The 25756-nt window shown below is 70.1% G+C and carries 19 protein-coding genes; 11 read left to right on the top strand and 8 right to left on the bottom strand.

Going from position 1 to position 25756, the window contains the following annotated elements:
• The first annotated feature begins 130 nt into the window (after positions 1 to 130).
• Positions 131 to 3772 carry a serine/threonine-protein kinase gene (locus AC3ERS_RS32985; RefSeq protein WP_431972064.1) on the top strand — a complete coding sequence of 1214 codons (3642 nt, stop codon included), beginning with the start codon at positions 131 to 133 and terminating at the stop codon, positions 3770 to 3772.
• A 36-nt stretch (positions 3773 to 3808) separates the two neighbouring features.
• Here AC3ERS_RS32985 and AC3ERS_RS32980 read toward each other — a convergent pair whose 3' ends face one another.
• Genes AC3ERS_RS32980 through AC3ERS_RS32970 form a run of 3 tightly spaced genes read right to left on the bottom strand, consistent with a single transcriptional unit; the run spans position 3809 to position 7399 of the window.
• Entirely contained in the window at positions 3809 to 6301 is a 2493-nt protein-coding gene (locus AC3ERS_RS32980) for an ABC transporter permease (RefSeq protein WP_431972063.1), read from the bottom strand.
• The gene (locus AC3ERS_RS32975) at positions 6298 to 7050 is read right to left on the bottom strand and encodes an ABC transporter ATP-binding protein (RefSeq protein WP_431972062.1); all 753 of its coding nucleotides are present in this window, start codon (positions 7048 to 7050) and stop codon (positions 6298 to 6300) included. The genes AC3ERS_RS32980 and AC3ERS_RS32975 overlap by 4 nt, the downstream gene beginning before the upstream one ends.
• Positions 7051 to 7078: 28 nt before the next feature.
• Entirely contained in the window at positions 7079 to 7399 is a 321-nt protein-coding gene (locus AC3ERS_RS32970; RefSeq protein WP_431972061.1) for a hypothetical protein, read from the bottom strand.
• Positions 7400 to 7590: 191 nt separating this feature from the next.
• Between AC3ERS_RS32970 and AC3ERS_RS32965 the strand changes: the two genes are divergently transcribed.
• From AC3ERS_RS32965 to gatB, 9 genes are all read left to right on the top strand, one after another.
• Entirely contained in the window at positions 7591 to 8961 is a 1371-nt protein-coding gene (locus tag AC3ERS_RS32965) for a sensor histidine kinase (protein ID WP_431972060.1), read from the top strand.
• Positions 8958 to 9647, top strand: a complete 690-nt coding sequence (locus AC3ERS_RS32960; protein WP_431972059.1) for a response regulator — start codon at positions 8958 to 8960, stop codon at positions 9645 to 9647. Before AC3ERS_RS32965 ends, AC3ERS_RS32960 begins: the two co-directional genes overlap by 4 nt.
• Positions 9648 to 9698: 51 nt before the next feature.
• The gene (locus AC3ERS_RS32955) at positions 9699 to 11780 is read left to right on the top strand and encodes a serine/threonine-protein kinase (RefSeq protein WP_431972058.1); all 2082 of its coding nucleotides are present in this window, start codon (positions 9699 to 9701) and stop codon (positions 11778 to 11780) included.
• Between the two features lie 397 nt (positions 11781 to 12177).
• Entirely contained in the window at positions 12178 to 12609 is a 432-nt protein-coding gene (locus tag AC3ERS_RS32950) for a hypothetical protein (RefSeq protein WP_431972057.1), read from the top strand.
• 564 nt (positions 12610 to 13173) lie between these two features.
• Positions 13174 to 14055 (top strand): serine hydrolase, encoded by an 882-nt coding sequence (locus AC3ERS_RS32945; protein ID WP_431972056.1) that lies wholly within the window; start codon positions 13174 to 13176, stop codon positions 14053 to 14055.
• Positions 14056 to 14204: 149 nt separating this feature from the next.
• Positions 14205 to 15239 (top strand): ATP-dependent 6-phosphofructokinase, encoded by a 1035-nt coding sequence (locus AC3ERS_RS32940; protein ID WP_431972055.1) that lies wholly within the window; start codon positions 14205 to 14207, stop codon positions 15237 to 15239.
• Between the two features lie 33 nt (positions 15240 to 15272).
• Entirely contained in the window at positions 15273 to 15701 is a 429-nt protein-coding gene (locus AC3ERS_RS32935; RefSeq protein ID WP_431972054.1) for a hypothetical protein, read from the top strand.
• Positions 15702 to 15804: 103 nt separating this feature from the next.
• Complete coding sequence (locus AC3ERS_RS32930; protein ID WP_431972053.1) at positions 15805 to 17184, top strand: alpha/beta hydrolase family protein; 1380 nt, start codon at positions 15805 to 15807, stop codon at positions 17182 to 17184.
• Between the two features lie 65 nt (positions 17185 to 17249).
• Complete coding sequence (gatB, locus tag AC3ERS_RS32925) at positions 17250 to 18755, top strand: Asp-tRNA(Asn)/Glu-tRNA(Gln) amidotransferase subunit GatB (protein WP_431972052.1); 1506 nt, start codon at positions 17250 to 17252, stop codon at positions 18753 to 18755.
• Between the two features lie 157 nt (positions 18756 to 18912).
• Here gatB and AC3ERS_RS32920 read toward each other — a convergent pair whose 3' ends face one another.
• A complete protein-coding gene (locus AC3ERS_RS32920; protein ID WP_431972051.1) occupies positions 18913 to 19317 on the bottom strand; it encodes a DUF4259 domain-containing protein in 405 nt (134 codons plus the stop codon).
• A gap of 98 nt (positions 19318 to 19415) precedes the next feature.
• A complete protein-coding gene (locus tag AC3ERS_RS32915; protein ID WP_431972049.1) occupies positions 19416 to 20516 on the bottom strand; it encodes a PQQ-dependent sugar dehydrogenase in 1101 nt (366 codons plus the stop codon).
• A 255-nt stretch (positions 20517 to 20771) separates the two neighbouring features.
• Between AC3ERS_RS32915 and AC3ERS_RS32910 the strand changes: the two genes are divergently transcribed.
• Complete coding sequence (locus AC3ERS_RS32910) at positions 20772 to 21611, top strand: DoxX family protein (protein WP_431972048.1); 840 nt, start codon at positions 20772 to 20774, stop codon at positions 21609 to 21611.
• Between the two features lie 136 nt (positions 21612 to 21747).
• Here the strand turns inward: AC3ERS_RS32910 and AC3ERS_RS32905 are convergent, their stop codons facing one another.
• The 3 genes from AC3ERS_RS32905 to AC3ERS_RS32895 all read right to left on the bottom strand — a co-directional run bounded on the left by AC3ERS_RS32905 (position 21748) and on the right by AC3ERS_RS32895 (position 25520).
• The gene (locus AC3ERS_RS32905; RefSeq protein ID WP_431972047.1) at positions 21748 to 22641 is read right to left on the bottom strand and encodes a hypothetical protein; all 894 of its coding nucleotides are present in this window, start codon (positions 22639 to 22641) and stop codon (positions 21748 to 21750) included.
• 190 nt (positions 22642 to 22831) lie between these two features.
• Positions 22832 to 24673: a dihydroxy-acid dehydratase gene (gene ilvD / locus AC3ERS_RS32900; protein WP_431972046.1), complete on the bottom strand. Its 1842-nt coding sequence runs from the start codon at positions 24671 to 24673 to the stop codon at positions 22832 to 22834.
• A gap of 379 nt (positions 24674 to 25052) precedes the next feature.
• Complete coding sequence (locus AC3ERS_RS32895) at positions 25053 to 25520, bottom strand: PH domain-containing protein (protein ID WP_431972045.1); 468 nt, start codon at positions 25518 to 25520, stop codon at positions 25053 to 25055.
• Between the last annotated feature and the right edge of the window lie 236 nt (positions 25521 to 25756).

The raw sequence follows: 25756 nt of genomic DNA, 5'->3' as shown, positions 1-25756 counted from the left end.
CTCGTCGTGCGTACCTCCTCGCTGTCGCTCCGGCCGTGCGACTGTGTCCGGCTGTGCTCGCTGTCCGTACCTCCCGCCTCCGGCACGGCCGTGAATTAGGCTGGCTGTTCTGGACCGGAAGGGGATCGCCTTGCTCACTAGCGGTGAGGTGTTCGCGGGATTCACCGTGGAACGGCTGCTCGGGCAGGGCGGAATGGGGTCGGTCTACCTCGCGCGGCACCCCAGGTTGTCCCGGCGGACCGCGCTCAAGCTCCTCAGCCGCGAGCTGTTCCTGGACAACGAGGTGCGGGCGCGCTTCGAGCGGGAGGCCGATCTGGCCGCGCAGCTGGATCACCCCGGCATCGTCGCGGTCTACGATCGGGGCTCCGAGGACGGTCAGCTGTGGATCTCCATGCAGTACGTCGACGGGGTCGACGCGGCGGCGGTGAATCCGCTGACGCTGCCGCCCGAGCGGGCCGTGCAGATCATCGAAGGCGTCGCGGACGCACTGGATTACGCGCATGGCATGGGCGTTCTGCACCGGGACGTGAAGCCTGCCAACATCATGCTGGCCAGGTCCAGCGGCGGGCAGGGCGAGCGGGTCTTCCTCACCGATTTCGGCATCGCCAGGCTGCGCGAGGATTCCGCCCACCTGACCCAGACCGGCATGTTCACCGCCACCCTCGCCTACGCCTCGCCGGAGCAGATGACCGGCGCGCCCTTGGGCAACCGCTCCGATCAGTACTCGCTGGCCTGCGCGCTGTACTGGCTGCTGGCCGGCGTCGGGCCGTTCGACGCCGACAATCCCGCCGACATCATCCACGGCCATCTCCAGCTCCCGCTGCCCTCGGTCCGGTTGCGCAGGCCGAACCTGAACCCTGCCCTGGACGCGGTGCTCGCGGCGGGCATGGCGAAACGCCCGGAACACCGCTACCGCTCCTGTACCGAGTTCGCCGCCGCGGCCCGCAAGGCGCTGACCGCCGTCGGCCCGCCCCCGCTGCCGGTCATCCCGCCACCGGCCTACCCGCCCCAGCCGTACCCCGCACCACCCGGCTACCCGCAGCCCATGCCGCTGCCGCCGCACGCGATGCCGCCGCAACCCGTTCCGCCGCAACCGGTTCCGAGGCAGGTTCCATCTCAGCCGGTGCCGCCACAGCCGGTTCCTCCGCACCTGGTGCCGCAACAGCCGGTGCCGATGCAGGCAACACCGCAGCCTGCGCCGCCGCCCGTGCCGCAACAGCCGGTGCCGATGCAGGCGCCACCGCAGCCCATGCCGCCGCCACCTCTCGCGGCTCCCATGCCAATTCCGCCGAACGCGCCTCCGGGTCGGCCTGGCGCGGTGCATCCGTCGGCCAATCCTGCGCCGCAACCACCGGTACCGCCGCCACCTGGTTCGATGCCGGTTCCGCCCACCGCATCCGCACCTGGGCCGGGCATGCCTGCCGCGGTGCAACCGTCAGTCGACGCGTCGGCACCACTGCCGGTCCTGCCGCGACCGGCTCCGATTCCGATGCCACCGAACGCATCTGCGCCCGGCGTCGGCCAACCGCCTTCGCCGCAGCCGATGGCCGACCCGGCTGTACAGCCGTCGGTTCCGGCGCAACCTGCCCCGATGCCAGTGCAGCCCAACGCATATCGGCCTGGGGCGGGTCAGCCTGCCGCCCCGCCGCCGTTGCCCGAGTCCGCGCCGCCGGGCACGCCGCAACCGAGCTCGGTTTCGATGCCGCCGAATGCATCTGCGCCTGGCGCGAGCCGACCTGCGGCAATGCAGCCGATGCCGCAGCCGCCGGAACCTGGCGCGATGCCGCCGCCGTCGAACGTGTCTCCACCTGGATCAGACCAGTCGGCCGCCGCGCCGCCATTGGCCGACCGGATTGCTCAGCCGCCAGTTCCGCCGCAATCTGCCCCGTTGCCGATGCCGCCCAACGTGCCTCCCCCTGGGTCGGGCGGGCCTGCCGCGGTGCGACCGTCAGCCGACTCGTCGGCGCCACCGCCGGTTCAGTCGCAACCGGATCGGATTCCGGTTCCGCCGAACGCATCCGCGCGTGGCGGAGGCCAACTGGCCTCTCCTCAGCCGTTGGCCGCCCCTGCGTCCCAGTCGGTTCCGCCGCAGCCGGACCCGAGGTCAGTGCAGCCCAACGCATCTCCGTCTGACCTGGGCTGGCCTGCCGTCGCACAGCCGTTGGCCGACCCGATGGCGCGGCCACCGGTTCCGCCGCAACCTGCCCCGTTGCCGATGCCGCCCAACGCGCCCCTTCCTGGTTCGGGCGGGCCAGCGGCAGTGCAGCCGTCAGCCGACTCGTTGGCGCCGCAGCCGGTGCCGCAGTCGCCGGGTTCGCTGGAATCCATGCAGATACCGTTGCCGTCCAACGCGCCTCCGCCTGGATCGGACCAACCGGCCGCCGCACAGCCGTTGGCCGACTCGATGGCGCAGTCGGTTTCGCCGGTATCCACCCCATTGCCGATGCCGCAGAACGCATCCGAGGCGAGCGGCGGGGCACACCCTGCGTCGGGGGCTGTGCAGCCGGTCGAGGGGGAGGGTTCGCGTGGCGCTTCGTCAGTGCAGGGTGCCGCGATGGGCTCGCCGCACAGTGTGCCGGGGCGAAGCGCTGAAGCCGTTGTGCCGCAAGCAGATGGGGAGACGGCAGCGGCGCCTGGTGCGCAGGGCGAGCTGGAAAGCGCCACGGGGGACTCGGAGTCGTCCACGGCCGGAAGTCCTGCGGAGCCATCGCAGTCGTCTCCACAGGAGGCCGCGTCGGGCCTGGAGGGGGCGCGGTCACGCTCGGAGGTCGGGGGTTTCGTCGAGTCGACCGCGGACCGAACGAAGTTCATAGGCGGCGAAGCGAAGTCGACGGCGAGCGAGCGTTCCGAGCACGCGGGCGCGCCGGGTAGCCGGCCGTCCAGTGGCGGTGCCGCAGCCGCCGCGCAACACCAGGGCTCCGCCTCCGCGCCACCGCAGAACCTCGGCGGGCCACCGCCGCAGGCCATGCCGCCGATGACGGGGCCGGGGCCGGGGCCGGGGCCGGGGCCGGTCAACGGTGCGTCAGGTCCGCCTCCGGGGTATCCGCACGGGCCGAATCCCCCTGGGGCCCAGCCGGTGCCGCCGCGACGTCGGCTCGCCGGGCTGATCGGTGTGCTGGCACTGGGGTTGGCGGTGGTCGTCGCGCTGACGGTCGGAATGGTCGTCGTGCTGGTGTCGCGGTCCGACGCGGGGGAGGGGACCGCGGCCGCCCCGGCGACCGCGCTACCGAAGGCGGCCTCGCCCGCGCCCGCCCCGGATCCACTGGCGGCGAGCAGACGAGCGTTTCCGACGCTGCTACCACAGGAGGCGGGCAACATCGGCGAGGGCTTCGAGGAGGCCACCTGTTACGCCGAGAAGCGCGGGGACCGGTTGAGCATCGACGAGGAGGCGCTCACCTCGAGCCCGTGGGTCCTCGCCTGGGAATGCCGCCGCGACGTCGACAACCCGTTCGGCATGAGCTACACCGTGCTGGAGTACCAGTCCGCCGCCGCGGCGCGTGCGGTGATCGAGACGCTGCCCACCAACGCGGCGACGCCCGGGCGCAAGTCGGGTGTGCCGTTCACCCAGCACCTGTGGATCAGGGCGGACCCGCCGGGACCGGTGCCGTCGCATTACTACACGGCGAAACTCGTGGTCGGCTTTCCAACCGACACGAACCACGCGAATTACCTTGTGTACGCGAGCCATCGGGGCCCGGCCCGGAATCCGCAGTCGCCGCTGCGGCCCGCCGAGGACGAGCTCGCGGAGTGGTGGACGACGACGCCACTGTGACCGGTGGTGCGACGCGCCGCCGCACCGCCCGGTCGTTCAGTCGACCGCCAACGCCTCCACGATCGGCATCCGCGCCGCACGCAACGCGGGCGGGATCGAGCCGAGCAGCGCGAGCCCGAGTGCCGCGGTGCCGTAGACCAGCAGCATCGGGCTCGGCTCGTAGACGATGTCGATGGTCATGGCGTGGCCGATGGCGACGGTGGCCAGATACTGGATCGCCGTGCCGACCGCGAGACCTATTGCCGCGCCGATGAGTCCGATGCCCGCCGCTTCGGCGAGCACCGAGCGCAGCAGGAACTTGCGACTGGTGCCCATGGCGCGCAGCACGCCGAGTTCGCGGCGGCGTTCGAGCACCGAGAGCATCAGGGTGTTCAGCAGCGCGACGGTCGCCACAAGCACCACGATCCACAGGATCGCCCGGCTCATCACCGAACCCTGCCGCAGACTCGACGAGATCGCGGTCACGGCGTCCGCGCCCGAGGTCACGTAGATCTCCTCCGGTACGGCAGCGCGGATGGCGGCCTGCACCGCGGCCCGGTCGGCGCCGGGCTCGATATCGACGGCGAGGATGGTCTCACCCGGCCGCTGATACCACTGCCGCAGATACTCGATGTCCATCATCACGATGCCCGAGATCGCGGACATGTACGGGATCACCTGCAACACCTCGACCGGGTGCGGGCCGGTCGGGGTCTGCAGGGTCAGCTCCGAGCCGGCGCTCACCCCGAGCGAACGCGCCACGTCGCGGGAGATCACCACGCCTTCACCGGAGGCCATGCGCGGCAACATGTTCCGATCGACGGAGCTGGTGCGCACATCGCCACGCACGGTCGGGTAGCCCTGCAGCATGACCCGCCCGGTGCCGAGGGTGGCGAAGGCCATCTGCGTGGGATTCGCCTGTTCGACGCCCGGCAGGCGCGCAATGGTGTCCGCCAGTCCGGCGGGCAACACCGGCCCGGTCGGGAACTGCTCCATCGCCGTCGGGCTGACGTAGACGTCCGTGTGGCCCAGGTCCTCGAACGAGGCGGTGGCCGAGTCGACCATGTTGGCGGACGCGCCGCCCATCGCCACGGTGGCGGATACGCCGATCATCACGGTCATCGCCGTCGCCCAGACCCGGCGCGGCGCGCGTTCCAAGGTGGTCGAGCCGAGCGCGCCCGGTGCGCCGAACCGGCGGGCGATGACGGCAGCGGTGCGCACGATAGGCCCGGTGGCCGCGAAGCAGACGAGCACCGTCGCTGTGAACGCCATCGTGATGGACGCGAGCGAAAGCCTGCCGAGGTCGGCCCTGGCGACGAACACGGCGGCCACCGCGAGCCCGATGCCGAATGCCGCCGCGGCCCAGCGCAGCGTCGGGCGGACGGAGTCGGTCTGGCCGACGCCGACCGGCGCGAGCGCCTCGATCGGCTGCACCTTGTAGACCTGCCTGGCGGCGAGGGCGGAGGCGATGACGCTGGCCAGGACGCAGGCCGCCACGGCGGCCGGAATCGCGTAGCCGGGCACCATGTACTCGGTGCGCGCCTCCACCGACTGCACCATGGCCGCGGGCAGGCGGTCGATCGCGGTGCGGCCCATGAACATACCGATGACGGCGCCGACCGCGCCGCCGAACAGGCCGAGCAGCGCGGCCTCGGCGAGCAGATCGCGCACCATCGGTGCGCGCTTGCCGCCGATGGCGCGCAGCAGCGACAGCGTCGGCCTGCGCTGGGCGACCGCCATGCTCATCGCGTTGTAGATCAGGAACGCCGAGACGATCAGCGCGGCGGCCGAGGACATCAGCGTCGAGTAGCGGACGATCTGGATCGCCCCGCTCGCCTGCGCGGTGCGCAGATCCGGATCGGCGACGACGGCGCGCCCGTCCACCGCCGCGGTCAGCGCGGTGCGCAACGCGCCCAGGTCGGCGCCGTCGGTCGCGATGATCTGCACCGAGTCCAGCTTGCCCGCCCGGCCGGTCAGCATCTGCGCCAAACCCAGTGGGGCGGCGATGATGTACCCGCCGTTGAGCTTGTCCGACGCCTCCGCGTCGAGCACACCCGCCACCGTGACAGTGCCCGCACCGAGCGGGAACCGGTCACCCTCGGCGTGCCCCATCGCGGCGCCGACGAGGACGCCGTTGGGCGTGGTGATCAACTTGCCTGCCTGCGCGCCCATCGGCCCGGCGATTTCGCTGCCCAGCGCCGTGATGCTCGCGTCGGCGCCGAGCAGCAGCGCGCGATCCTCGCCCGTGCCGAGCTGGGCGCGCAGCATGGGCACCGCCTTGTCGACGCCCGGTGTCGCGGAAATACGCGGCAGCAGTTGCTGATCGAAGCCGGCGTCGGTGATGCCGGTGATCTCCAGCACCGCCTTCCCGCCGAGCGACTTGGTGAGCTGGTCCACCGACCCGGTGACCGAACCGGAGATGCTCAGCACCGCGACGAGCAGCGAGGCGGACACGCCCATCACGGTCAGTGACATGATCGTCCGCCCGCGGTGCGCGAGCAGTTCGCCGAAGTTGAACAGCCGCAGCCGATCCCATGCCGCCCTGATCACGCGCGCACCGAGCCCTCGTTCAGCGCCGAGTCCTCGTCCGGCTCGGTGCGGACCCTTCGCTCGACCCGGTCGTTGGAGCCGATCTTGCCGTCGCGCAGCGTGATCACCCGGTCGCAGTACTCCACCGCGCCCATGTCGTGGGTCACCATGACCACCGAATTGCCGTTGCCCGCAATGTCACCGAGCAGTTCCAGGATCGCCGCGCCGGTCTTGGAGTCCAGGTTGCCGGTCGGTTCGTCGGCCAGGATGAGCGGCGGGTCCATGATCAACGCCCTGGCCACCGCCACCCGCTGCATCTGGCCGCCGGACAACTCGGCGGGACGATGCTCGGCCCGGTTGCTCAGCCCGACGCGCTCGAGCAGTTCCAGCGCCTTCGGCTTGGCCTTGCGTAATCCGGTGCCGTCCAGCAACTTCGGAATCGCGACGTTCTCCCAGGCGGACAGCGTGGGCAGCAGGTTGAAGAACTGGAAGATGAATCCCACTTGGTGGCGGCGGAACTCGGACTGCTGTTCCTCGTTCAGCGCGCCGATCTCGTTTCCCTGGAAGCGAATCGACCCCGCGTCGGGACTGTCCAGCGCGCCGAGCAGATGCAGCAGCGTGCTCTTGCCGGAGCCGGACGGTCCGATGATCGACGTGAATTCGCCTGTCTCTATCCGCAATCCGATTCCGTCGAGCGCGCGCACCGTCTGCTCCCCGACCCGGTACTGCTTGATGATGTCCGACAGTTCCAGCATGGCCGGTTCCGACATGTGGTTCCCCCACTTTCTTTCGACTGTGCTATCGCGCCAGCGCCTCGGACGCCCGGTGGCGGCGACGATACTGGCAATCGAGCACCGCGCGCAGCACGGGCTGCTCCGCGGCGAGCTCGAGATAGGCCTCGACCGCGGACTGCCCCTGCGTCAAGGCCTGCTCCATTTTGACGTCCAAATGCAGTTGCCACCGGTACTTCAGAGCGAGCAGTACCCCCTCCGGGCCGCCGAACAGCCGATCCAGCCCCGGTATCCCGTCGAACAGGTCGGGACTCTCCGGATCGGCCGCCGCGCGGGCGAGCACGGTGTGCACGATTTCGGTCCGAGCGTGTTGATCTTCCCAGGACATGACATCGGCCTTTCGTGATGCGTCCGCCGCACCGCCGATCGGGCCGTACGGCGAGGATGCGGCCAACGCTACGGAGCGCGGCCACGGGTGTCGTCGTCCCGGAGACGAGAATCGATCTCCTACCGTGGTAGGAGAACCGGACCGTTCCCGGGACGATGCGTCGGCGGCCGACGGCCGACTAACCTGGCTACATGGACGTGACGCAGGTCATCCCTTCGGAGACGGGCGCCAGGCAGGCGATTCCGCTGCGCGAGCTCGGGCGGGTGCGCGATCGCGTCCGCGAGTTCGTGCGCGATCCGATCGGCATGTTCCACCGCAGTCTGACGGAGTTGCCGTTCGACTATCCGCCGAAAGTCATCATCATCGCCGACATCATGACGTTCGTGATCGGCGTCGCGGCGACCGTGCAGCGGCACGCCTACTTCCCGACGGCGTTGCCCTTGGTGGCCGTGTTGCTGCTGTTCATGGCGGTCCCGGCGTTCTGCCTGCTCGGCGTCGTGCCCAATCCGGGCACCCTCGGCGTGTGCGGGATGGCGGCGGCGGCGCTGTTCCTGCTCCAGCCGGTCTCGACGGATGTCGCGCCGTTCGTGCTGGTCATCATCGTCGGCGAGGTGGCGGCGATCGCGTCGGTGCGGGTCGGCATCGCGGTGGCCGTCGGCGCGATCGCCGAACTGGTGGCCTTCGACATCTTCGGCCACGTGCTGTGGAGCGCCGACAACGAACGCTTCCAAGGGATGCCGATGTACAGCATCGGCGTCCTGCTCGGGCTGCTGTGCGGGCTGATGCTGCAATACCAGCGCCGCTTCCTCTACCAGGAACGCCACTATCAGAGCATGCGCGCCGCCCAGGCGGCCGAGGAGGAGCGCCGCAGGATAGCCCGCGAGGTGCACGACGTGATCGCGCATTCGCTCAGCATCACGCTACTGCACCTCACCGCGGCCAGGCACGCGCTGGAAACCGACCGCGATGTGGACGAGGCGGTGGAGGCACTGGTCGACGCCGAACGCCTCGGCCGCCAGGCGATGGCCGACATCCGGCGCACCGTGGGACTGCTGGACAAGCGACCCTCGAAGCTGGTTCCGGAACCGAGCGTCGGCGACATCGACGACCTGGTCGGCGATTTCGTGCGCGCCGGACTCGACGTGCGATACCGGTGCACCGACGATCTGTCCCCGGTGTCGGCGGCGGTGGGTCTCGCGCTGTACCGCATCGGCCAGGAGTCGCTGGCCAACGTGGTCAAGCACGCGCCGGGCGCGACGGCGAGCGTGCTGCTCACGGTGGACGATGCCACGGCCGCGCTCACGGTGAGCAACACGCTGCCCGCCGGATTGCCCGCGCAGCGGGGACACGGCATGGGTCTGTCCGGCATGTGGCAGCGCGCCGAACTGCTCGGCGGGCGGCTGACCGCGGGACCCACCGAGGACGGCTGGTCGGTGCGGGCGGAATTTCCGCTGGCCGCCACCAAGGCGTGGGCGTGTTCGCTGCCGGGGCTGTTCGCCGACGCCGCCGCAGTACCGCCCATCGGCTCCAAGCCGCGGAACATCCTGCGGGAGGGTGCGTGACAGCCGCTGCGCCGGACGCCGACACCATCGCCGTCCTCGTCGTCGACGATCAGGAATTGGTGCGCGGCGGTCTGCGCCGCATCCTGCGCCGTCGCGACGGTTTCCTGGTGACCGAATGCGCCGACGGTGACGAGGTGCCTGCCGCGGTGGCCGCCGACAAGCCGGACGTGGTGCTGATGGATCTGCGCATGAAACGCGTCGGCGGCATCGACGCCACCCGGCTGCTGCGCGCCGTCGAGGGCGCGCCGCCGGTGCTGGTGCTCACCACGTTCGACGACGACCAGTTGCTGTCCGGCGCGCTGCGCGCGGGCGCCGCCGGGTTCATCCTCAAGGATTCGCCCGCCGAGGACCTGATCCGCGCGGTGCGGATGGTGGCCACCGGCGGGGCATGGCTCGATCCCTCGGTGACCGACCGGGTGCTGTCGACCTATCGAACGGCCCGGCCGGTGCCCACCCGCACCGACAACAGGCTCGCGGACTTGACCGCGCGCGAGTACGAGGTGCTCGAACTCATCGGCCGCGGCCGCGCCAACGCGGAAATCGCCAGGCAACTGGGCATCTCGGAAGTCACCGTGAAAAGCCATGTCGGGCACATATTCGGCAAGCTCGACCTGCGAGATCGCGCCGCGGCGATCGTCTTTGCGTTTGACCACGGGGTGGTCGCACCCGGAGAATCTACCCCCTGACGGGCAGCCCGCACCCATGGGTCGCCGCCTGGGATGTGGAGGTTGCACGGGGTGGACGGACCTGGATGGCGAGTCGGTAGTCGGTTCGGGCCGTACGAGTTGCGCTCGCTGCTGGGCAAAGGGGGCATGGGCGAGGTCTACGAGGCCTATGACACGGTGAAGGACCGGGTGGTCGCGGTCAAGCTGCTGTCCGAGGAACTCGCCAAAGACCCTGTGTACCAGGTGCGTTTCCGCAGGGAATCGCAGGCCGCGGCGCGACTGGCCGAGCCGCACGTCATCCCGATCCACGACTGGGGCGTGATCGACGGCGTCCTGTTCATCGATATGCGGCTGGTCAACGGCGTCGACCTGCGCACCGTGCTGCGCGGGCAGGGGCCGATCAGCCCGCAACGCGCCGTCTTCCTCATCGAACAGATCGCCGCCGCGCTCGATGCCGCGCACGAGAGCGGTCTGGTGCACCGCGACGTCAAACCCGCCAACATTCTCGTCACCGACGCCGACTTCGCCTACCTGGTCGATTTCGGCATCGCGCACACCGAGGGCGACTCGGCGGTCACCCAGGTCGGCATGGCGGTCGGCTCCTACATCTACATGGCGCCGGAGCGTTTCGACGTCGGCCCGGTGACCGGCCGCGCCGACATCTACTCGCTGGCCTGCGTGCTGCACGAATGCCTCACCGGGGCAACGCCGTTCCCGGCGGCGAGCATGAGTGTGCTGATCAAGTCCCATCTTTCCGATCCACCGCCGCAGCCGAGCGTCGAGCGTCCCGGGATCCCGCCCGCCCTGGACGAAGTGATCGCGCGCGGCATGGCCAAGGATCCCGCGGACCGTTTCGCGACCGCGAGCGAGCTGGCGCGCGCGGCCCGCGCGGTGGTGGGATCGCCGTCGCCCGCCGCGACCGGGCCCATGTTCGTGGTGCGCGCCCCCGATCCCGCTCGGTTCGGGCAGTCGGATCGCACCGCGCGCGGGGCGACGGTGCCGCCGGAATCCACCGGGGAGCTATCGGTTCCCGCGATCATCCATCCGACCGCGCCGACCGAGATCCGTCCCGCCGACATCCAGTTCACCCCGCTGCCGCCCCAGCAGCCGCAAGCGCCGGCCGCGACCGGACCGCTGCCGCAGGTGCGGCCGTTTCCCGACGCGCATCTCTACCCCGAGTCCCAGCGGTACGCCGAACCCCAGTACGCCGAGAATCACGAAACCGGATACAACGAGCCCCGGTACGCGGATCCGTACCCGGCGCCGCAAGAGCCCGCGCAGTTCACCGCGCCGGAGACCCGGCGCTACGCGGTCCCTCCGGTGCCCGAGGCGCCGCAACCCGCGCCCGAGACGCAGCGCTACGTTGTCCCCCCGGTGCCCGAGGTGCCGCAACCCGCGCCCGAGACGCAGCGCTACGTTGTCCCCCCGGTGCCCGAGGTGCCGCAACCCGCGCCCGAGACCCAGCGGTACCCCGAAGCGCCGTTCGCCCCGCCGCACCAGCCGCGGCACGGCGCGCAACCCGTCCCGCAGCCGACCTACGCGGACTACGTCGCGCAGGGACCGGTCGGCGAACCGTATCCGCCCGGAGGGTACGGCGCCGACGCCTACGGCGAGCGCTACGACCACGCCGACCCCTATTCCTCTCCGTATTCCGCGGAGGGGCCGCGCCGGTCCATCGTGTTGCCGCTGCTGTTCGCGGTGCTGGTGATCGTCGTGGTCACCGTGTCGGGCGCGGTCGTCTGGCAGACGATGAGCTCCCGCGGCGGCGTGGTCGACACCGCCGCCGAAGGCAGCACGGGCACGTCTCTGACCTCGGCGCGTCCGCCTGGCGCGTCCGCCACCTCGGCCGCGCGCACGACCGCTCCGGCCTCGACGTCCACCGCTCCTGCGCGGCTCCCGGACGGCGCGACCCCGTGCGGCGCGGGTCAGGGATCCGGCGCGTTCTCCAGGGCCGCAGTCGGCAACGCCGTCACCAGCTGCCCGTTCGCCGAGGAAGTGCGGAAGGCCTACGCCGCGGCGGGCAGCGCGGGCGGCTCTCGGTCGGTGGTAGCCGTCAGCCCGGTCACCGGCCGGAGCTACACGATGACGTGCGCGGCCCAAGGGCAGGTCGTGGTCTGCACCGGCGGTGAGAACGCGGTGGTCTACGTCTACTGACGTGATTTCGCGTCAGGCGATGGCGGTTCGTCCTGCTGCTTGCCGATTGGCGATCAGATCGGTATCGCGCACGGCCAGTTATCTTGGTTCGGCGACCAGAATACGCATGAGGTGCGTCGAATCCACCAGCGTGTCCTGCTAGGTCACGAACTGGTAGCTTTCCGTGCTTCGCGAGGTGGGAAGCGTATTAATGGGAATCCGCGACCAGAGTGCGCCGATCGGCGGCGGACTCGGTGCGGTGGGCGGCGTAATGATGCCGACCGCGACACCGATCGATTGGTTAACTGCCAGCGACCCTGCAGGAGGCGCGATGCCCGCCCTCTCGTCGATCGTCCGCTCCACGTCCCGCAGCCCGCGGGGGCGATCTCCGACGCGGCTCACGTACGGTCCGCAGCGGATGTCGGAGGTGTGGACGGTCGTCCTCGGGGCGGCCCTCGCCCTCGCGACCTGTCTCGCACTGCTCGGCTACGCCGGGCCGCGGGCTGCGTCGGGTGATCGTCCCGACCGCGCGGGCGCGTCGCTCGAGCCCGCCGATCTCGTGCTCGAGTCCGAACTGGCAGGCGTCGATCTCGCCGCCGCGGCGAGCGAGGAGGAGCTCGGGCGATATCAAACGGCTCTCGATCTCGCCGACGCCGCGTGCCTGGAGGATCGGCGGGAGATGGCGGAACTGGCGGTCCATGGCGCCCGGTTGGTGGAGCGGCGGGGCGGCCACACGACGGCGCTGGAGGTGCTGCGCGGAGTCGCGGTGACGATTCCCCCGGAGCTCGCGCCGTTGCGATGCGCGCAGATCGTCGGGTCGTTGGCGGTGCTGATGACCTACGACCGCTGACGTCCCGAATTTCGTTGGCGGCCAGCCGTCCAGTCGGATGGCGAGCCGGCACTTTCGGAGTGCCGCCGCCGTAGGCTCTGCGCTGCGGTGATGTCGAAATGGCATGGCAGAGTCGCGGAATCTCATGCGGTTCAAGGGGTCACAACGGGCGAGTTCCGGGTAGGATCGGCCGCCAGCAATACGCGCGTGTCGGTACCGATTCCGACCGCCCGGCGAAGCCTGGCTGGAAGGTGAAGGTGCCCCCTCCTGATTCTCCCGTTGTCCCCGCCCGGTTCGGCGACGACGAGCGTACTCGCGTGATCGCGTGTACACGTCCGCGTTCCGGGCGCCGTGCCCGGCGTGTCCGGCGTGTCCGAAACCGGCCGATCCACAACTTCGCTGGTCCGCGCCCCGAGCGCCGGCCGGACGACCCGCGGCCAGAGGGCGCGTGGAATCCGCCGTGGCAGTTCGGCATAGGCCGCCGTCCGGCGGAAATGGGTGATCGACAGACGTCCCCAGTACGGTGTCGGCACGCTCTACTGACACCGAGACCGGGGGGAGTTCGCGACGAGGATGTACCGAAAGATGTCTACTGATCGATGCGGGCGCTTCGGAAAGGCGCTGGGCGCGGGCCTGCTCGCCGTGGCGATGCTGACCTCGTGCAGCACCGGCTCCAGCGATTCCGCCGAGGCGACGACCATCACCGAGGCCGCCGCGCGCAGCGACCAGATGAACCTGGAGTTCACGCTGCCGGGCACGCTGGCGGCGGGCTTCCAGGAATTGCGCGCCGGGCTGCGCGGCCATTACGGCATGGCGGCCATGCCGGTGGGTGGTGAGCGGATCCTGACCTTCGGTGATTGGACCACCGGACCCGCCTGGTCGACCATGAAGGTGCCTCTGGTCATCGCCGCGCAGCGCCGCGATCCCGACGCCTCGACCTACGCCATGACACTCGCGATCATCTCCTCCGACAACGCCGCGGCCGACACACTGTGGCAGGGCCTCGGCAGTCCGCAAGAGGCGGCCAAGGCCGTCGAGGCGGTGTTGCGCGAGGGCGGCGACAGCAAGACCGCTGTGCCCGCGACGCGTAGCCGCGCCGAGCATTCGGCGTTCGGTCAGGCGGAATGGTCGTTGTCCGAACAGGCCCGTTTCGCCTCGCGGCTGCCCTGCCTACCGCAGTCGGAGACCGTCATGGACCTGATGGGCCAGATCGTCCCGAACCACCGCTGGGGCCTCGGCGCCTTTCGCGGCGCGGAGTTCAAGGGCGGCTGGGGACCCGACGCCTCAGGCGACTACCTGGTGCGTCAGTTCGGCATCATCGACGGCCCGACCGGGAAGATCGCCGTCGCCTTTGCCGCCCAACCCGATTCGGGCTCGTTCGCGGAAGGCATGAGCGCGCTGGACAAGATGGCCACGCTGATCTCCGAACACCTCGACGAACTGTCCGGCGGCAAGTGCCGGCCCTGAGCGCCGCGCCGAACCAGAGCCGTCGAAGCACCGCCGAAAGGCGCAGGTACGCCCGACTCGCGCGGCGAATGCCGCGCTGAGCGGGACGTTACCCAGGGTTCACGGGGGCGGGGCTGCCGAACATCGCCGAGCGGTGGAAGATAGCGGCCATGCGCATCGGAGTCTTGACCGGAGGCGGGGACTGTCCAGGACTGAACGCGGTGATCCGCGCCGTCGTTCGCACCGCGAACGGACGGTACGGGGACGCGATCGTCGGCTTCCAGGACGGCTGGCGCGGCCTATTGGAAGACCGGAAGATCAATATCCTCAACGACGACCGCACCGACCGGCTGCTCACCAAGGGCGGCACCATGCTCGGCACCGCTCGCACCAATCCCGACGTGTTGCGGGCCGGGCTCGGCCAGATCAAACGGACCCTCGACGACAACGGCATCGAAGCACTCATCCCGATCGGCGGCGAGGGCACTCTCACCGCCGCCAGCTGGCTGTCCGAGGAGGGCGTGCCGGTGGTCGGCGTGCCCAAGACCATCGACAACGACATCGACTGCACCGATGTCACATTCGGCCACGACACCGCCCTCTCCATCGCCACCGAGGCGATCGACCGCCTGCACACCACCGCCGAATCGCACCAGCGCGTGATGCTGGTGGAGGTGATGGGCAGGCACGCGGGCTGGATCGCGATCAACTCCGGCATGGCCGCGGGCGCGCACCTGACGCTGGTGCCCGAGGTCCCGTTCGACGTGGACGACGTCTGCGCGATGGTCAAGCGCCGCTTCCAGCGCGGCGACAAGCACTTCATCTGCGTCGTCGCGGAAGGTTCGCATCCGGCGCCCGACTCCGGCTTCGCGCTGCGCGAAGGCGGCATCGACGAATTCGGGCACGAGCGGTTCACCGGTGTCGCCCAGCAGCTCGGCGCCGAGATCGAACGCCGCATCGGCAAGGAGGTGCGCACGACCGTGCTCGGCCACGTTCAGCGCGGCGGCAGCCCGACGCCCTACGACCGCGTGCTCGCCACCCGGTTCGGCCTGCACGCCGCCGAGGCGGTGCACGCCGGGCGGTTCGGGCAGATGGTCGCCCTGCACGGCACCTCCATCGACCTTGTGCCGCTCTCGGAGGCCACCAAGCAGCTCAAGCGGGTGCCTGCCGACCGCTACCGCGAAGCGGAGGCGTTCTTCGGCTGACACCCAGCCCCGGCGGCAATTACGCTGGCCGCCATGGGTCTTGCCATCGACGATCTGCCCGCCGACACCGCCGCCGTGCTGCGCCGCCGTGCCCGCGCCGCCGAACTTCCCGTCGCCGATTACCTGCGCGCGGAGCTCGTCGCGCGGGCACGGATGCGCACGCCGGAGGACTCCGTCGTCGAGTTCCTCGAGTCGGAGGGGCGCGACGTCACGCCTGCGATCGACCCGGACGCGTCGGCGCTCGTCACGACCTACGACCTGCCCGCCGAGACGCTGTCTGTGCTCGGCAGGAGGGCGCACGCCGCCGGATACGCGCTCGGCGATTTCGCGCGGCGCGAGCTGATCGCCTCGGCGCGGCGCACCACCGCCGAAGACGCGATGCTCGAGTTCCGCGAGGTCGCGGACCCGGACATGGACATGGCGGCCGTCGCCGCCGCGGTCAGGTACGCGCGCGGGGAGTGACCCGCCTCCGGGATGTCGTGGCGGCCGGATCATTCCCGCGGCGTACGCGCGTGCGACTCGCGGTTGATCCCGGTCGGGCGTCGTCATCGGTACTGTCGCTGGCATGCGTACCGGTCGAGTGCTCGCATTGGTCCTGTTCGTCGTCGCCGCGCTGGTGACGAGTTGCACCGAGGAATCCAACCCGCCCGAACCGACCACGGGGGACTGGCACGGTGCGATCGAGATCCCCGGTCAGCCACTGGACATCGGGGTGACCTTCGCGGGCGACGGTACCGCCACCATCGACATCCCGGTGCAGGGCGTGCAGGACGAGCCGCTGAAGGACGTGCGATCCGACCGCGGCGGCGTCGCCTTCACCATCCCGGACATTCCGGGCGACCCGGTGTTCAAGGGCAGCTACGACGCCGGATCCGACCGGATCACCGGTGATTTCAGGCAGTTCGGGCAGACGTTCCCGCTGACCTTGGAGCGCGGCGCCGTCGCGCCGCTCGCCCGGCCGCAGGAACCGAGACCGCCGTTCCCTTATCGCTCCGAGGACGTGAGCTACCCCAGCGGCGGCATCACCATCGCGGGCACCCTCACCGAACCCGAAGGACCGGGACCGTTTCCCGCGGTGCTGCTGATCACCGGCAGCGGCCCGCAGGACCGCAACGAAGAGCTGATGCACCACAAGCCCTTCCTGCTGCTGGCCGACACCCTCACCCGCGCGGGCTACGCGGTGTTGCGCACCGACGACCGCGGCGTCGGCGGCACCAGCGGCAACCTCGACCAGTCGAACTACACCGACCTGTCCGGCGACGTCGCCGCCGGCGTGCGCTTCCTGCGTGCCCGGCCCGACATCGACCCGGCGCGCGTCGGGCTGCTCGGCCACAGCGAGGGCGGCTATCTCGCACCGATGGTGGCGGCGCAACCCGACAGCGGCGTGGCCTTCGCGATCCTGATGGCGGGGCCGACGGTGCCCGGCGGCGACGTGCTGATCGAACAGACCAGGGCGCTGCTCGCCGCCAACGGCGCGTCCCCCGAAGAGATCGACAAGCAGGTGCGCGACACCACCGAGATGGTCGGTCTGCTGAAGAAGGGTGACCTGGAAGGGGCCAAGGCGCTGGCCAAGCGCAACAACGCGGCGCTGCCCGAGGATCAGCGTCTGCCGGACAGCCAGGTGGGCGCCGAGATCACCCCGTACTTCGCCGCGTTGATCGCCTACGATCCAGCGCCCGCCCTGTCCGCGCTGCGGATCCCGGTGCTCGCCTTCTTCGGCGACAAGGATCTCCAGGTGCTCGCCACCCAGAACGAGCCGCCCGCCCGCACCCTGCTGGCCGGTGACCCGGATGCCACCGTGCACGTCTTCCCGGGCCTCAACCACCTGATGCAGCCTACCCAGACCGGGCTGCCCAGCGAGTACACGACGATCGAGACGACCATCGATCCACAGGTCCTCACCTACGTGACGGACTGGCTCGCCAAGCGGTTCCCGGCGAAGTGATCGACCCGGCGCGAACCGCGGAGGTCGGCGCGGTGCCGGCCGGACTCTTACCTAGACTGATCGGCATGAGCACAACCACCGTCGAGCTGATGGACTACACCGACGTCATCGCCCGGTACGAGCCGGTGCTCGGCATGGAGGTCCACGTCGAGCTGTCCACCGCGACCAAGATGTTCTGTGGCTGCGCCACCGAATTCGGCGCGCAGCCCAACACTCAGGTGTGCCCGGTGTGCCTCGGCCTGCCCGGTTCGCTGCCGGTCGTGAACCATCAGGCCGTGGAATCGGCGATCCGCATCGGTCTGTCGCTGAACTGCTCGATCACCCCGTGGGGCCGGTTCGCGCGGAAGAACTACTTCTACCCGGACCAGCCGAAGAACTACCAGATCAGCCAGTACGACGAGCCGATCGCCACCAACGGCCACCTGGACGTGGTGCTCGACGACGGCAGCATCTTCCGCGTGGAGATCGAACGCGCCCACATGGAGGAGGACACCGGTAAGTCGGTGCACGTCGGCGGCGCCACCGGCCGCATCCACGGCGCGAGCCACTCGCTGCTCGACTACAACCGGGCGGGCGTGCCGCTCATCGAGATCGTCACCAAGCCGATCACCGGCGCCGGGGAGCGGGCGCCCGAGGTGGCCCGCGCCTACGTCACCGCGCTGCGGGATCTGCTGAAGGCGCTCGACGTTTCGGACGTCAAGATGGAGCAGGGTTCGCTGCGCTGCGACGCCAACGTCTCGCTGATGCCGATCGGCGCCACCGAGTTCGGCACCCGCACCGAGACCAAGAACGTCAACTCGCTCAAGAGCGTCGAGGTCGCGGTGCGCTTCGAGATGCGCCGCCAGGCCGCTGTGCTGGCCGAGGGCGGCAGCATCGTGCAGGAGACCCGCCACTTCCACGAGACCGACGGCACCACCTCGCCGGGCCGCCGCAAGGAGACTGCGGAGGACTACCGCTACTTCCCCGAGCCCGACCTCGAACCCGTCGCGCCCGCCGCGGAATGGGTCGAGCAGCTGCGCGGCACCATCCCCGAGTACCCGTGGCTGCGCCGGGCCAGGATCCAGGCCGACTGGGGCTGGTCGGACGAGGTCATGCGCGACGTGGTGAACGCGGGCGCGCTGGACGCCATCATCGCCACCGTCGAAGCGGGCGCCCCGGCCAACGAGGCGCGCTCCTGGTGGGTCAACTACCTCACCGAGAAGGCCAAGGAACGCGAAGTCGGGCTCGAGGACCTGCCCATCACCCCGGCGCAAGTGGCCGAGGTGACCAAGCTGGTCGAGGCCAAGACCGTCAACAGCAAGGTCGCCAAGCAGGTCGTCGACTTCGTCCTCGCGGGCGAGGGCGAGCCCGCCGCGATCGTCGAGGCCAAGGGCCTCGGCATGGTCAGCGACGACAGCGCCCTGCAGTCGGAGGTCGAGAAGGCCCTCGCCGCCAATCCCGACATCGCCGAGAAGATCCGCTCGGGCAAGGTGCAGGCCGCGGGCAAGATCGTCGGTGACGTCATGAAGGCGACCCGGGGACAGGCCGACGCCGCGCGCGTGCGCGAACTCGTCCTCGCCGCCTGCTCCTGATCGTGCTTGTCGCGCCGCCCGTGACTCCGGTCGCGGGCGGCGCGTTGGTCACCGCTCCCTGATCTCGAGGGCGTCCCAGCGGGCATTCGATGCGGTCCGCTGCACGTGGACCAGCCTGGGATCCCTTACCGATCAAGCGATTTCGAGTGCGGAAGCGCTAGAGGGCATCGCGGTAGCGGTCGAGGGAACGCGCCATCGTTTCGCCGAATCCGTCTTTCGTTTCGTCCCACAGGTCGAACCATTCGTTGTCGGCCGGGTCCTGGATGCGACGGACGCAGCGCGCGATCGACTCGCGCAGTTCGCGCGTCGGGGTCACCGCGATATCGGTTGCGAGGCGGGCGGTTTCGGGGTCGCCGCCGTCCTCGGCGACCAGATGGGTGAGGAGCGCGGCGATACCGATGGCGGCTTGCGCCTCGTAGACCTCCACGTACTCCTCGCCGAGCACGCCGTCGCAGATCTCGCGGATGTGCGCCTCCGCCGCCGCCTGGTCGCGGTGGCGCAGACCGGCCAACGCGTCGTGTGATCCGTCGTTGTCGAACGGTCCCTCGCCCCAAGCGCCCACGGTTTTCCTTCCCTCGACCGATGTGCGGGCGAGGTTAGCGTCGAGGTCCGACAAATCCCGGCCGGGCCGGAGCGCGGCACGGTGCCGCGCGTCGCGGCCTAGTCCGGTCCGGTGCCGCCCCCGCTCTGCGGTGGGATGCGAACGACGCGGTCGTCGTTGGGACCGGGTTGGCCGTCGGTCTTGTTCACGGTGCCGACCCAGACGTTGCCGTCGGGTCCGATGGTCGCGCCGCCGAGCTGGCCGTAGCGGTCCTGGGCGAGCAGGCTGGGGGCCGTGGTCACGGCGCGGGTGTTCTCGTCGGCCGCCGCGATGGCCAGCGCCTTGGCGTTGGTCAGCGAGACCGCCACACCGTCGGCGGCAGCGGCGCAGCCCGCGACGCCCGGCCGGTCCGGCCACGTCCAGGCGATGCTGACCGAGCCGTCCGGACCGAGCCGTTGCAGCCGGTCCTCGACGGGGGTGCGGTCGGTGAACCAGACGCTGTCCTTGCCGTCGCGGCACAGATCGCCCGCGATGCCGATGCCGGAGACCGCGACCGACGGCGCCGCATTGCCCGGCGCGGGGGAGTTCACCCGCAGCAGCTTGCCCGCCAAAGAGGACGGGGTCGAGGCCAGTCCCGGATTGCCCGCGTCGCCGGTCAGCACCAGCAGCTGGTCCGGGCTCGCCCATTCGATCGCACCGTGATTACCGCTGGCGCCCTTGGGGATTCCGGTGAGAATGTCCTTGGGCGAGCCGCCTTCCGCGATGCGGACGACGCGGTTGTCGCTGGCCGTGGTGATGTAGGCGTAGAGCAGACCGTCCTCGCGGTAGGTGGGCGAGAGCGCGATATCGCTGAGCCCGCCGTCGGCCGAGCCGTCCACGTCGAGGCGGGCGATCTCGATCGGCGGCTGATCCGGATCGATCACCTTCAGGATGCGGCCGGTGCGCCGCTCGGCGACCAGTGCGCCCTCGGCGACGCCGACCATCCCGGCGGTGGTGTCCAGGCAGGTCGCGACCACCGCCGGGTCGGGGTCGATGCATGGCCCGCTCGGCCGGGTCGTCGACGGCGGCGACTGCTTCGGCGGCTTGGGATCCGCGGGACTGAACGTCGGCTCGGGGGTGAACGGGCTCGACGCGGAATCGTCGAACCGTGCGCACCCCGCCAGCAGAGCGGATGCGAGCGCCACACTCCAGGCGAGACGCCCCACGACAACCAACCTCATGCCCCAGACGTTACGGAAATACCGTCGCCCGCGCCGCTCCCGGGTGCGTGTTGACACGCCACAACACGTCGACTCCCGCCGTCGCGCTGGGCGACATAGGGTGTACACCCATGAGCGAACGCAGTGAGCGAATCGTGTGCCAGCGCGCTGCGCGCACGCCGGAGCCGAGCGTCAGCGAGGCGCAGGCATGAGCGAGCGAAGCATCGGCACCGCGCTTTCACCGAACACGGCGCCGAGGGGCAGCGAGGCCCGGCCGTGACCGACAAGCCGAAACAGACTCCCACCGCCCCTGTCACGGGAGAACAGCCCGCCACGGGGACTACGGTCACGAGCCCGTTCGATTCGCCGACCCAGCAGCTTCCCGTGGTGAACATGTCCAAGCCGCGCCCGGCCGACGTGCCACGCACCGACGACGAACTCGGCCTCGACCCCGACGTGCCGAGTGTCGAGCAGGCCGAATCCGGCGAGTCCGCGTACTCCTACGCCAGCATCCCGCCCGCGGCCAACCCGCCAGGTGAGCCGAGCAAGGCGGCGCTCCGCCGCGCGGCCGAAAACCGGCGCGGCACCCTCGATTTCGGCCTGTTCCTGCTGCGGCTCATGGTCGGAGCCACCTTCGTCTACCACGGCCTGCAGAAGGCCACCGGCTGGTTCCACGGCGCGGGCCTGGACGGCACCCGCGACATGATCGCCGAGGGCGGTTGGGACCACTCGATCGTCGCCACGATCCTGCTCGTCATGGGCGAGATCGGCGGCGGCGCACTGCTGATCCTCGGCCTGGCCACCCCGCTCGCCGCGGGCGCGGTGCTCGCCGTGATCCTCGACGCCTGGGCGTGGAAGCAGGGCATGATCCCCGGCTTCCAGTACAAGGGCTCGGTCCCCACCGGCGTCGAACTAGAGACCATCCTCGCGGGCACGGCCGCCGTCATCATCCTCACCGGCCCCGGCCGCTGGTCCCTCGACCGCGGCCGCGGCTGGTCCACCCGCCCCTCCTACGGCTCCTTCGCCGCCCTGACAGCCGCCCTCACCGCCGCCGCAGGCACCTACTGGTACCTGCACGGCGGCAACCCCCTCACCGGCATCGGCCCCTTCGACTGACACCGGCCCGAGAAGACGCGGACACGCGAAAGGCCCCGGTAGCCGGGGCCTTTCCTTCGTTCGGGTCAGACGCGCCCCTGCTGACGAGCCCGGTCAGGACAGGACTATGGACGTTCGCTGCTCCGCGTTCCCAGGATCAGTCGTGAAACAGGTCTTGCACGTCGGTGACGACCAGCGACCGATCCAGCCAGGCGTGCAGCGTGTCCTGATCGGTGCACGCATTGATCCGGTCGTGGGCCTCGGCCGGAACCTCGACACCGCGGCGCTCGAGCACACGCAAGATGCTTCCGCAGACACCCTCGGCGTGCCCTTCGGCGTGCCCTTCGGCACGCAGGCGCTGCGAGCTCTCCGAGCGGAAGAACGTCAGATCCAAAGACATCAGCTTCCTCCAGGTTTTGGCGGCCGGGCTGGTCCCGAGCCCCATTTCGGTGAGTTCGGCGAAGATGGACTGATCTTCGTCGAATCCGTGCAGCGCGGCAGCCAGCGCCTTCAGTATGGCATTGATATCGGGCTCGTTGGCGTGGGTGACGGCGGACAACGCGGCCAGCGGGATGTCGGCCGCCGCGGTAGCTGGGTCGGTCACGGCAGGAACGTTGTGCGGACCGAGGACGATGGGGGCGAGGATGAGACTGCGCCGGAACGGCATGCCGATCGCAGACGGCCTGCGCGCCCAGTGGGCCGTCTGCTGATCTTGGCACACGATCAGCAGCACCGGCGGGAGCCGGTATTTGGCGTGCAGATGCGACAGGTAGTAGGCCCAGGCTGCGGGTTTGGCGTGGTCGATCTTTCCCTGTGCTTCGACCAACAACAGGAACGCCCCGTCGACCGTGCGTATCCGCAGCAGAGTGTCGACCCGGCGTTCCACCGGGCGGGTCTCGGTCAGATCGGTGGGTAGCAGCGCGACCTCGAGAGGGTCGAGGAACGGTAGTCCGAGGGCCCGGACGGCGCGCGTGAAAACGCCTGGGTCGTGCTGGAAGATCCGGTGCATCGCTTCGTGCGGGAACCGACCATGGCGGCCACAGTAGGGCACCGATCGAAAGTGTGTTCGGCAATCCACCGGAACCGCACCCGATACCCGCGTGTCGAGCGATTCGCTCGTGTGTCGAGATCAGTGAGCAGCGCTGAGTCGCACGGCGGCAACCCTTTTCGCGGATCCCGTCCGCGAACCGCGCAGCGTAGAGGCCCCGGGCGAGTGCCGGGGCCTCTACGCATGCGGGCGATCAGGGCACGCGGCGGACGGCGCCCTTGTCGGCCGAGGTGGCCAGGGCGGCGTAGGCGCGCAGCGCGGTGGTGACGGGGCGGTCGCGGTCGGCGGGCTGCCAGGGGCGCTCGGAGGCTTCCATCTTGGCGCGACGCTCGGCGAGGACGGCGTCGTCGACCAGCACCTCGAGGGTGCGGGTGGCGACGTCGATGCGGATCTGGTCGCCGTTCTCGACGAGTCCGATCACGCCGCCGCTGGCCGCCTCGGGCGAGATGTGGCCGATCGACAGGCCCGAGGTGCCTCCGGAGAAGCGGCCGTCGGTGATCAGCGCGCACTGCTTGCCGAGGCCCGAGCCCTTCAGGAACGCGGTGGGGTGCAGCATTTCCTGCATGCCCGGCCCGCCCGAAGGGCCTTCGTAGCGCACGACGATCACGTCGCCCGGCTTGATCTGCTTGGCGAGGATGACCGACACGGCCTCCTCCTGCGATTCCACGACGACGGCAGGGCCCTGGAAGGAGAACAGGTCCTCGTCGATGCCCGCGGTCTTGAGGATCGCGCCGTCCGGCGCGATGTTGCCGCGCAGCACGACCAGACCACCCTCGACGGTGTAGGCGTGCTCCTTGTCGCGGATGCAGCCGTTCGCGGCGTCGGTGTCCAGCGAGGACCACCGGTTCTCCGTGGAGAACGGCTCGGTAGTGCGGACTCCGCCGGGCGCGGCGTGGAACAATTCGACGGCCTCGTCGGATGCCTTGCCGGAGCGGATGTCCCAGGTGTCGAGCCACTCGTCGAAGCTCGCGGTGTGCACGGTGGTCACGTCGGAGTCGAGCAGCCCGGCGCGGCGCAGCTCGCCGAGGATGGCGGGGATGCCGCCGGCCCGGTGCACGTCCTCCATGTGGTAGTCCGAGTTCGGCGAGACCTTCGACAGGCAGGGCACCTTGCGGCTGATCTCGTCGATGGTGCCCAGATCGAAATCGATCTCGCCCTCCTGGGCGGCGGCGAGGGTGTGCAGCACCGTGTTGGTGGAACCGCCCATCGCCACGTCGAGCGCCATCGCGTTGCGGAACGCCTTCGCGTTGGCCACGTTTCGCGGCAGCACCGAGGCGTCGTCCTCGCGGTACCAGCGGTTGGCGATGTCGACGATCACCCGGCCCGCCCTCTCGAACAGCGCGCGGCGTGCGGCGTGCGTGGCGAGCGTGGATCCGTTGCCGGGCAGCGCGAGACCCAGCGCCTCGGTGAGGCAGTTCATCGAGTTGGCGGTGAACATGCCCGAGCAGGAGCCGCAGGTCGGACAGGCGCTGCGCTCGACCTCGTCCAGCCCTTCCTCGGTGACATTGCTGTTGGCGCTGGCCGAGATCGCGGTGATCAGGTCCGTCGGAGCCTGGGCGACGCCGCCGACCACGACGGCCTTACCGGCCTCCATCGGACCGCCGGAGACGAACACGGCCGGGATGTTGAGCCGCATGGCGGCGTTCAGCATGCCGGGAGTGATCTTGTCGCAGTTGGAGATGCACACCAGGGCGTCGGCGGTGTGCGCGTTGGCCATGTATTCCACAGAGTCGGCGATGATCTCGCGGGAGGGCAGCGAGTAGAGCATGCCGCCGTGGCCCATCGCGATGCCGTCGTCCACGGCGATGGTGTGGAATTCGCGCGGCACGCCGCCCGCGGCGCGGACCGCCTCGGCCACGATCTCGCCGACGTCCTTCAGATGCACGTGGCCGGGCACGAACTGGGTGTAGGAGTTCGCGATGGCGACGATCGGCTTGCCGAAGTCGGAATCGGTGAGGCCGGTGGCCCGCCAGAGCGCGCGTGCGCCTGCGGCGTTGCGTCCGGCGGTGGTGGTGCGTGAACGAAGCGGTGGCATGGATGGTCCTCGAGGGGGTCGCGGGGGCTGTGGTGCGACTGCGCGGAGTTCGCTCGGCGTGCGCGGAACTCGCTCGGCGGCTGTTCCACGGTACTCCCGGGGGTGGCGGGCCGATTTCGCCGGTCGCGGTAGTCGATCCGCCGCGGCGGTGGTGCGCGTCGCGTGGTCGCCGCGGGTGGTGGTCGTCGGCGCGGACGGTGTCGTCGAGTGTGTGTCGGTACTCGAACCGTCCAGCCGCGCGGCGGGTGTCCGTCGTCGGCGCGGCTACGCCAAGACTAGCGCCGCGCGTCCAGTCGATATTCCGTCGCGGCGAAGACCCGAGTGCGCGATCGGGTTTCGTCCCGCGCGAGCGAGCGGGGCGCGTGTCGTGTCGCGGGCGCTAGTCGTCTTCCGACTTGCTGTCCGTCTCCGGAGCGTCCTGGCCGGTCGGCTTCTCGCTCGCGCGCTCCTCGGCGTCCCGCTCGGCCTCGGCAGCGGCGGCCGCGCCGAACAGATCGGGCAGCCGCCCCTTCGACGCGGTGATCAGCGTGCGCAGCTGGTCGTAACTCACCGCGGGCAGCTTCACCTCCGAATCGTCGGTCAGGTGCGCGCGTACGAACCCGCGCTTGGGAATGCTCACGCCCTTGATCTGCTCCCAGTCGAGGTGCCGCGATCCCACGAGGCTGCGCAGGTCGAGTCCGGAGTCGGACACGACGGTCCGGGTGCGCGCCACCCAGGCGGCCACCACCACGGGAAGCAGCAGCAACCACCACAGGCCCGCGGGCCACCCGACGAAGAACAGGAACACGCACAGCGCGAGCACGACCACGCCGAGGTAGGCGAGCGGCTGGATGCGGATGACCTTCACCTCCGGTCGACCCGTATCCGATCCCGAGTCGGAGGTATGGGACGATTTAGCCGGTGGCACGGACTGATGCGGTGATGACACACCACCATCCTCGCATCCTGGTAATCGGACACAAGCAACCACTGGAGTCCCACATAATGGGATGCACTGGGTCATCTGTTTGACTCATCGCTTCACGCCCGCTTAACGTCGTGCGCGTGAATCGAAACGAGTTGCTCGTACTCGGCCGGCGCGTC

The sequence above is a fragment of the Nocardia sp. bgisy134 genome (assembly GCF_057708325.1).
Note: the sequence above shows the minus strand (reverse complement) of the source record. Positions and strands in the feature narration are given on the sequence as shown.

Excerpts from the sequence above, each read along its gene's own strand:
- AC3ERS_RS32930 (WP_431972053.1), top strand. The coding sequence starts at position 15,805 with ATGCGTACCGGTCGAGTGCTCGCATTGGTCCTGTTCGTCGTCGCCGCG.
- AC3ERS_RS32970 (WP_431972061.1), bottom strand. The coding sequence starts at position 7,399 with ATGTCCTGGGAAGATCAACACGCTCGGACCGAAATCGTGCACACCGTG.
- AC3ERS_RS32935 (WP_431972054.1), top strand. The coding sequence starts at position 15,273 with ATGGGTCTTGCCATCGACGATCTGCCCGCCGACACCGCCGCCGTGCTG.
- AC3ERS_RS32965 (WP_431972060.1), top strand. The coding sequence starts at position 7,591 with ATGGACGTGACGCAGGTCATCCCTTCGGAGACGGGCGCCAGGCAGGCG.
- AC3ERS_RS32915 (WP_431972049.1), bottom strand. The coding sequence starts at position 20,516 with ATGAGGTTGGTTGTCGTGGGGCGTCTCGCCTGGAGTGTGGCGCTCGCA.
- AC3ERS_RS32975 (WP_431972062.1), bottom strand. The coding sequence starts at position 7,050 with ATGTCGGAACCGGCCATGCTGGAACTGTCGGACATCATCAAGCAGTAC.
- AC3ERS_RS32945 (WP_431972056.1), top strand. The coding sequence starts at position 13,174 with ATGTCTACTGATCGATGCGGGCGCTTCGGAAAGGCGCTGGGCGCGGGC.
- ilvD (WP_431972046.1), bottom strand. The coding sequence starts at position 24,673 with ATGCCACCGCTTCGTTCACGCACCACCACCGCCGGACGCAACGCCGCA.
- gatB (WP_431972052.1), top strand. The coding sequence starts at position 17,250 with ATGAGCACAACCACCGTCGAGCTGATGGACTACACCGACGTCATCGCC.
- AC3ERS_RS32950 (WP_431972057.1), top strand. The coding sequence starts at position 12,178 with ATGTCGGAGGTGTGGACGGTCGTCCTCGGGGCGGCCCTCGCCCTCGCG.
- AC3ERS_RS32940 (WP_431972055.1), top strand. The coding sequence starts at position 14,205 with ATGCGCATCGGAGTCTTGACCGGAGGCGGGGACTGTCCAGGACTGAAC.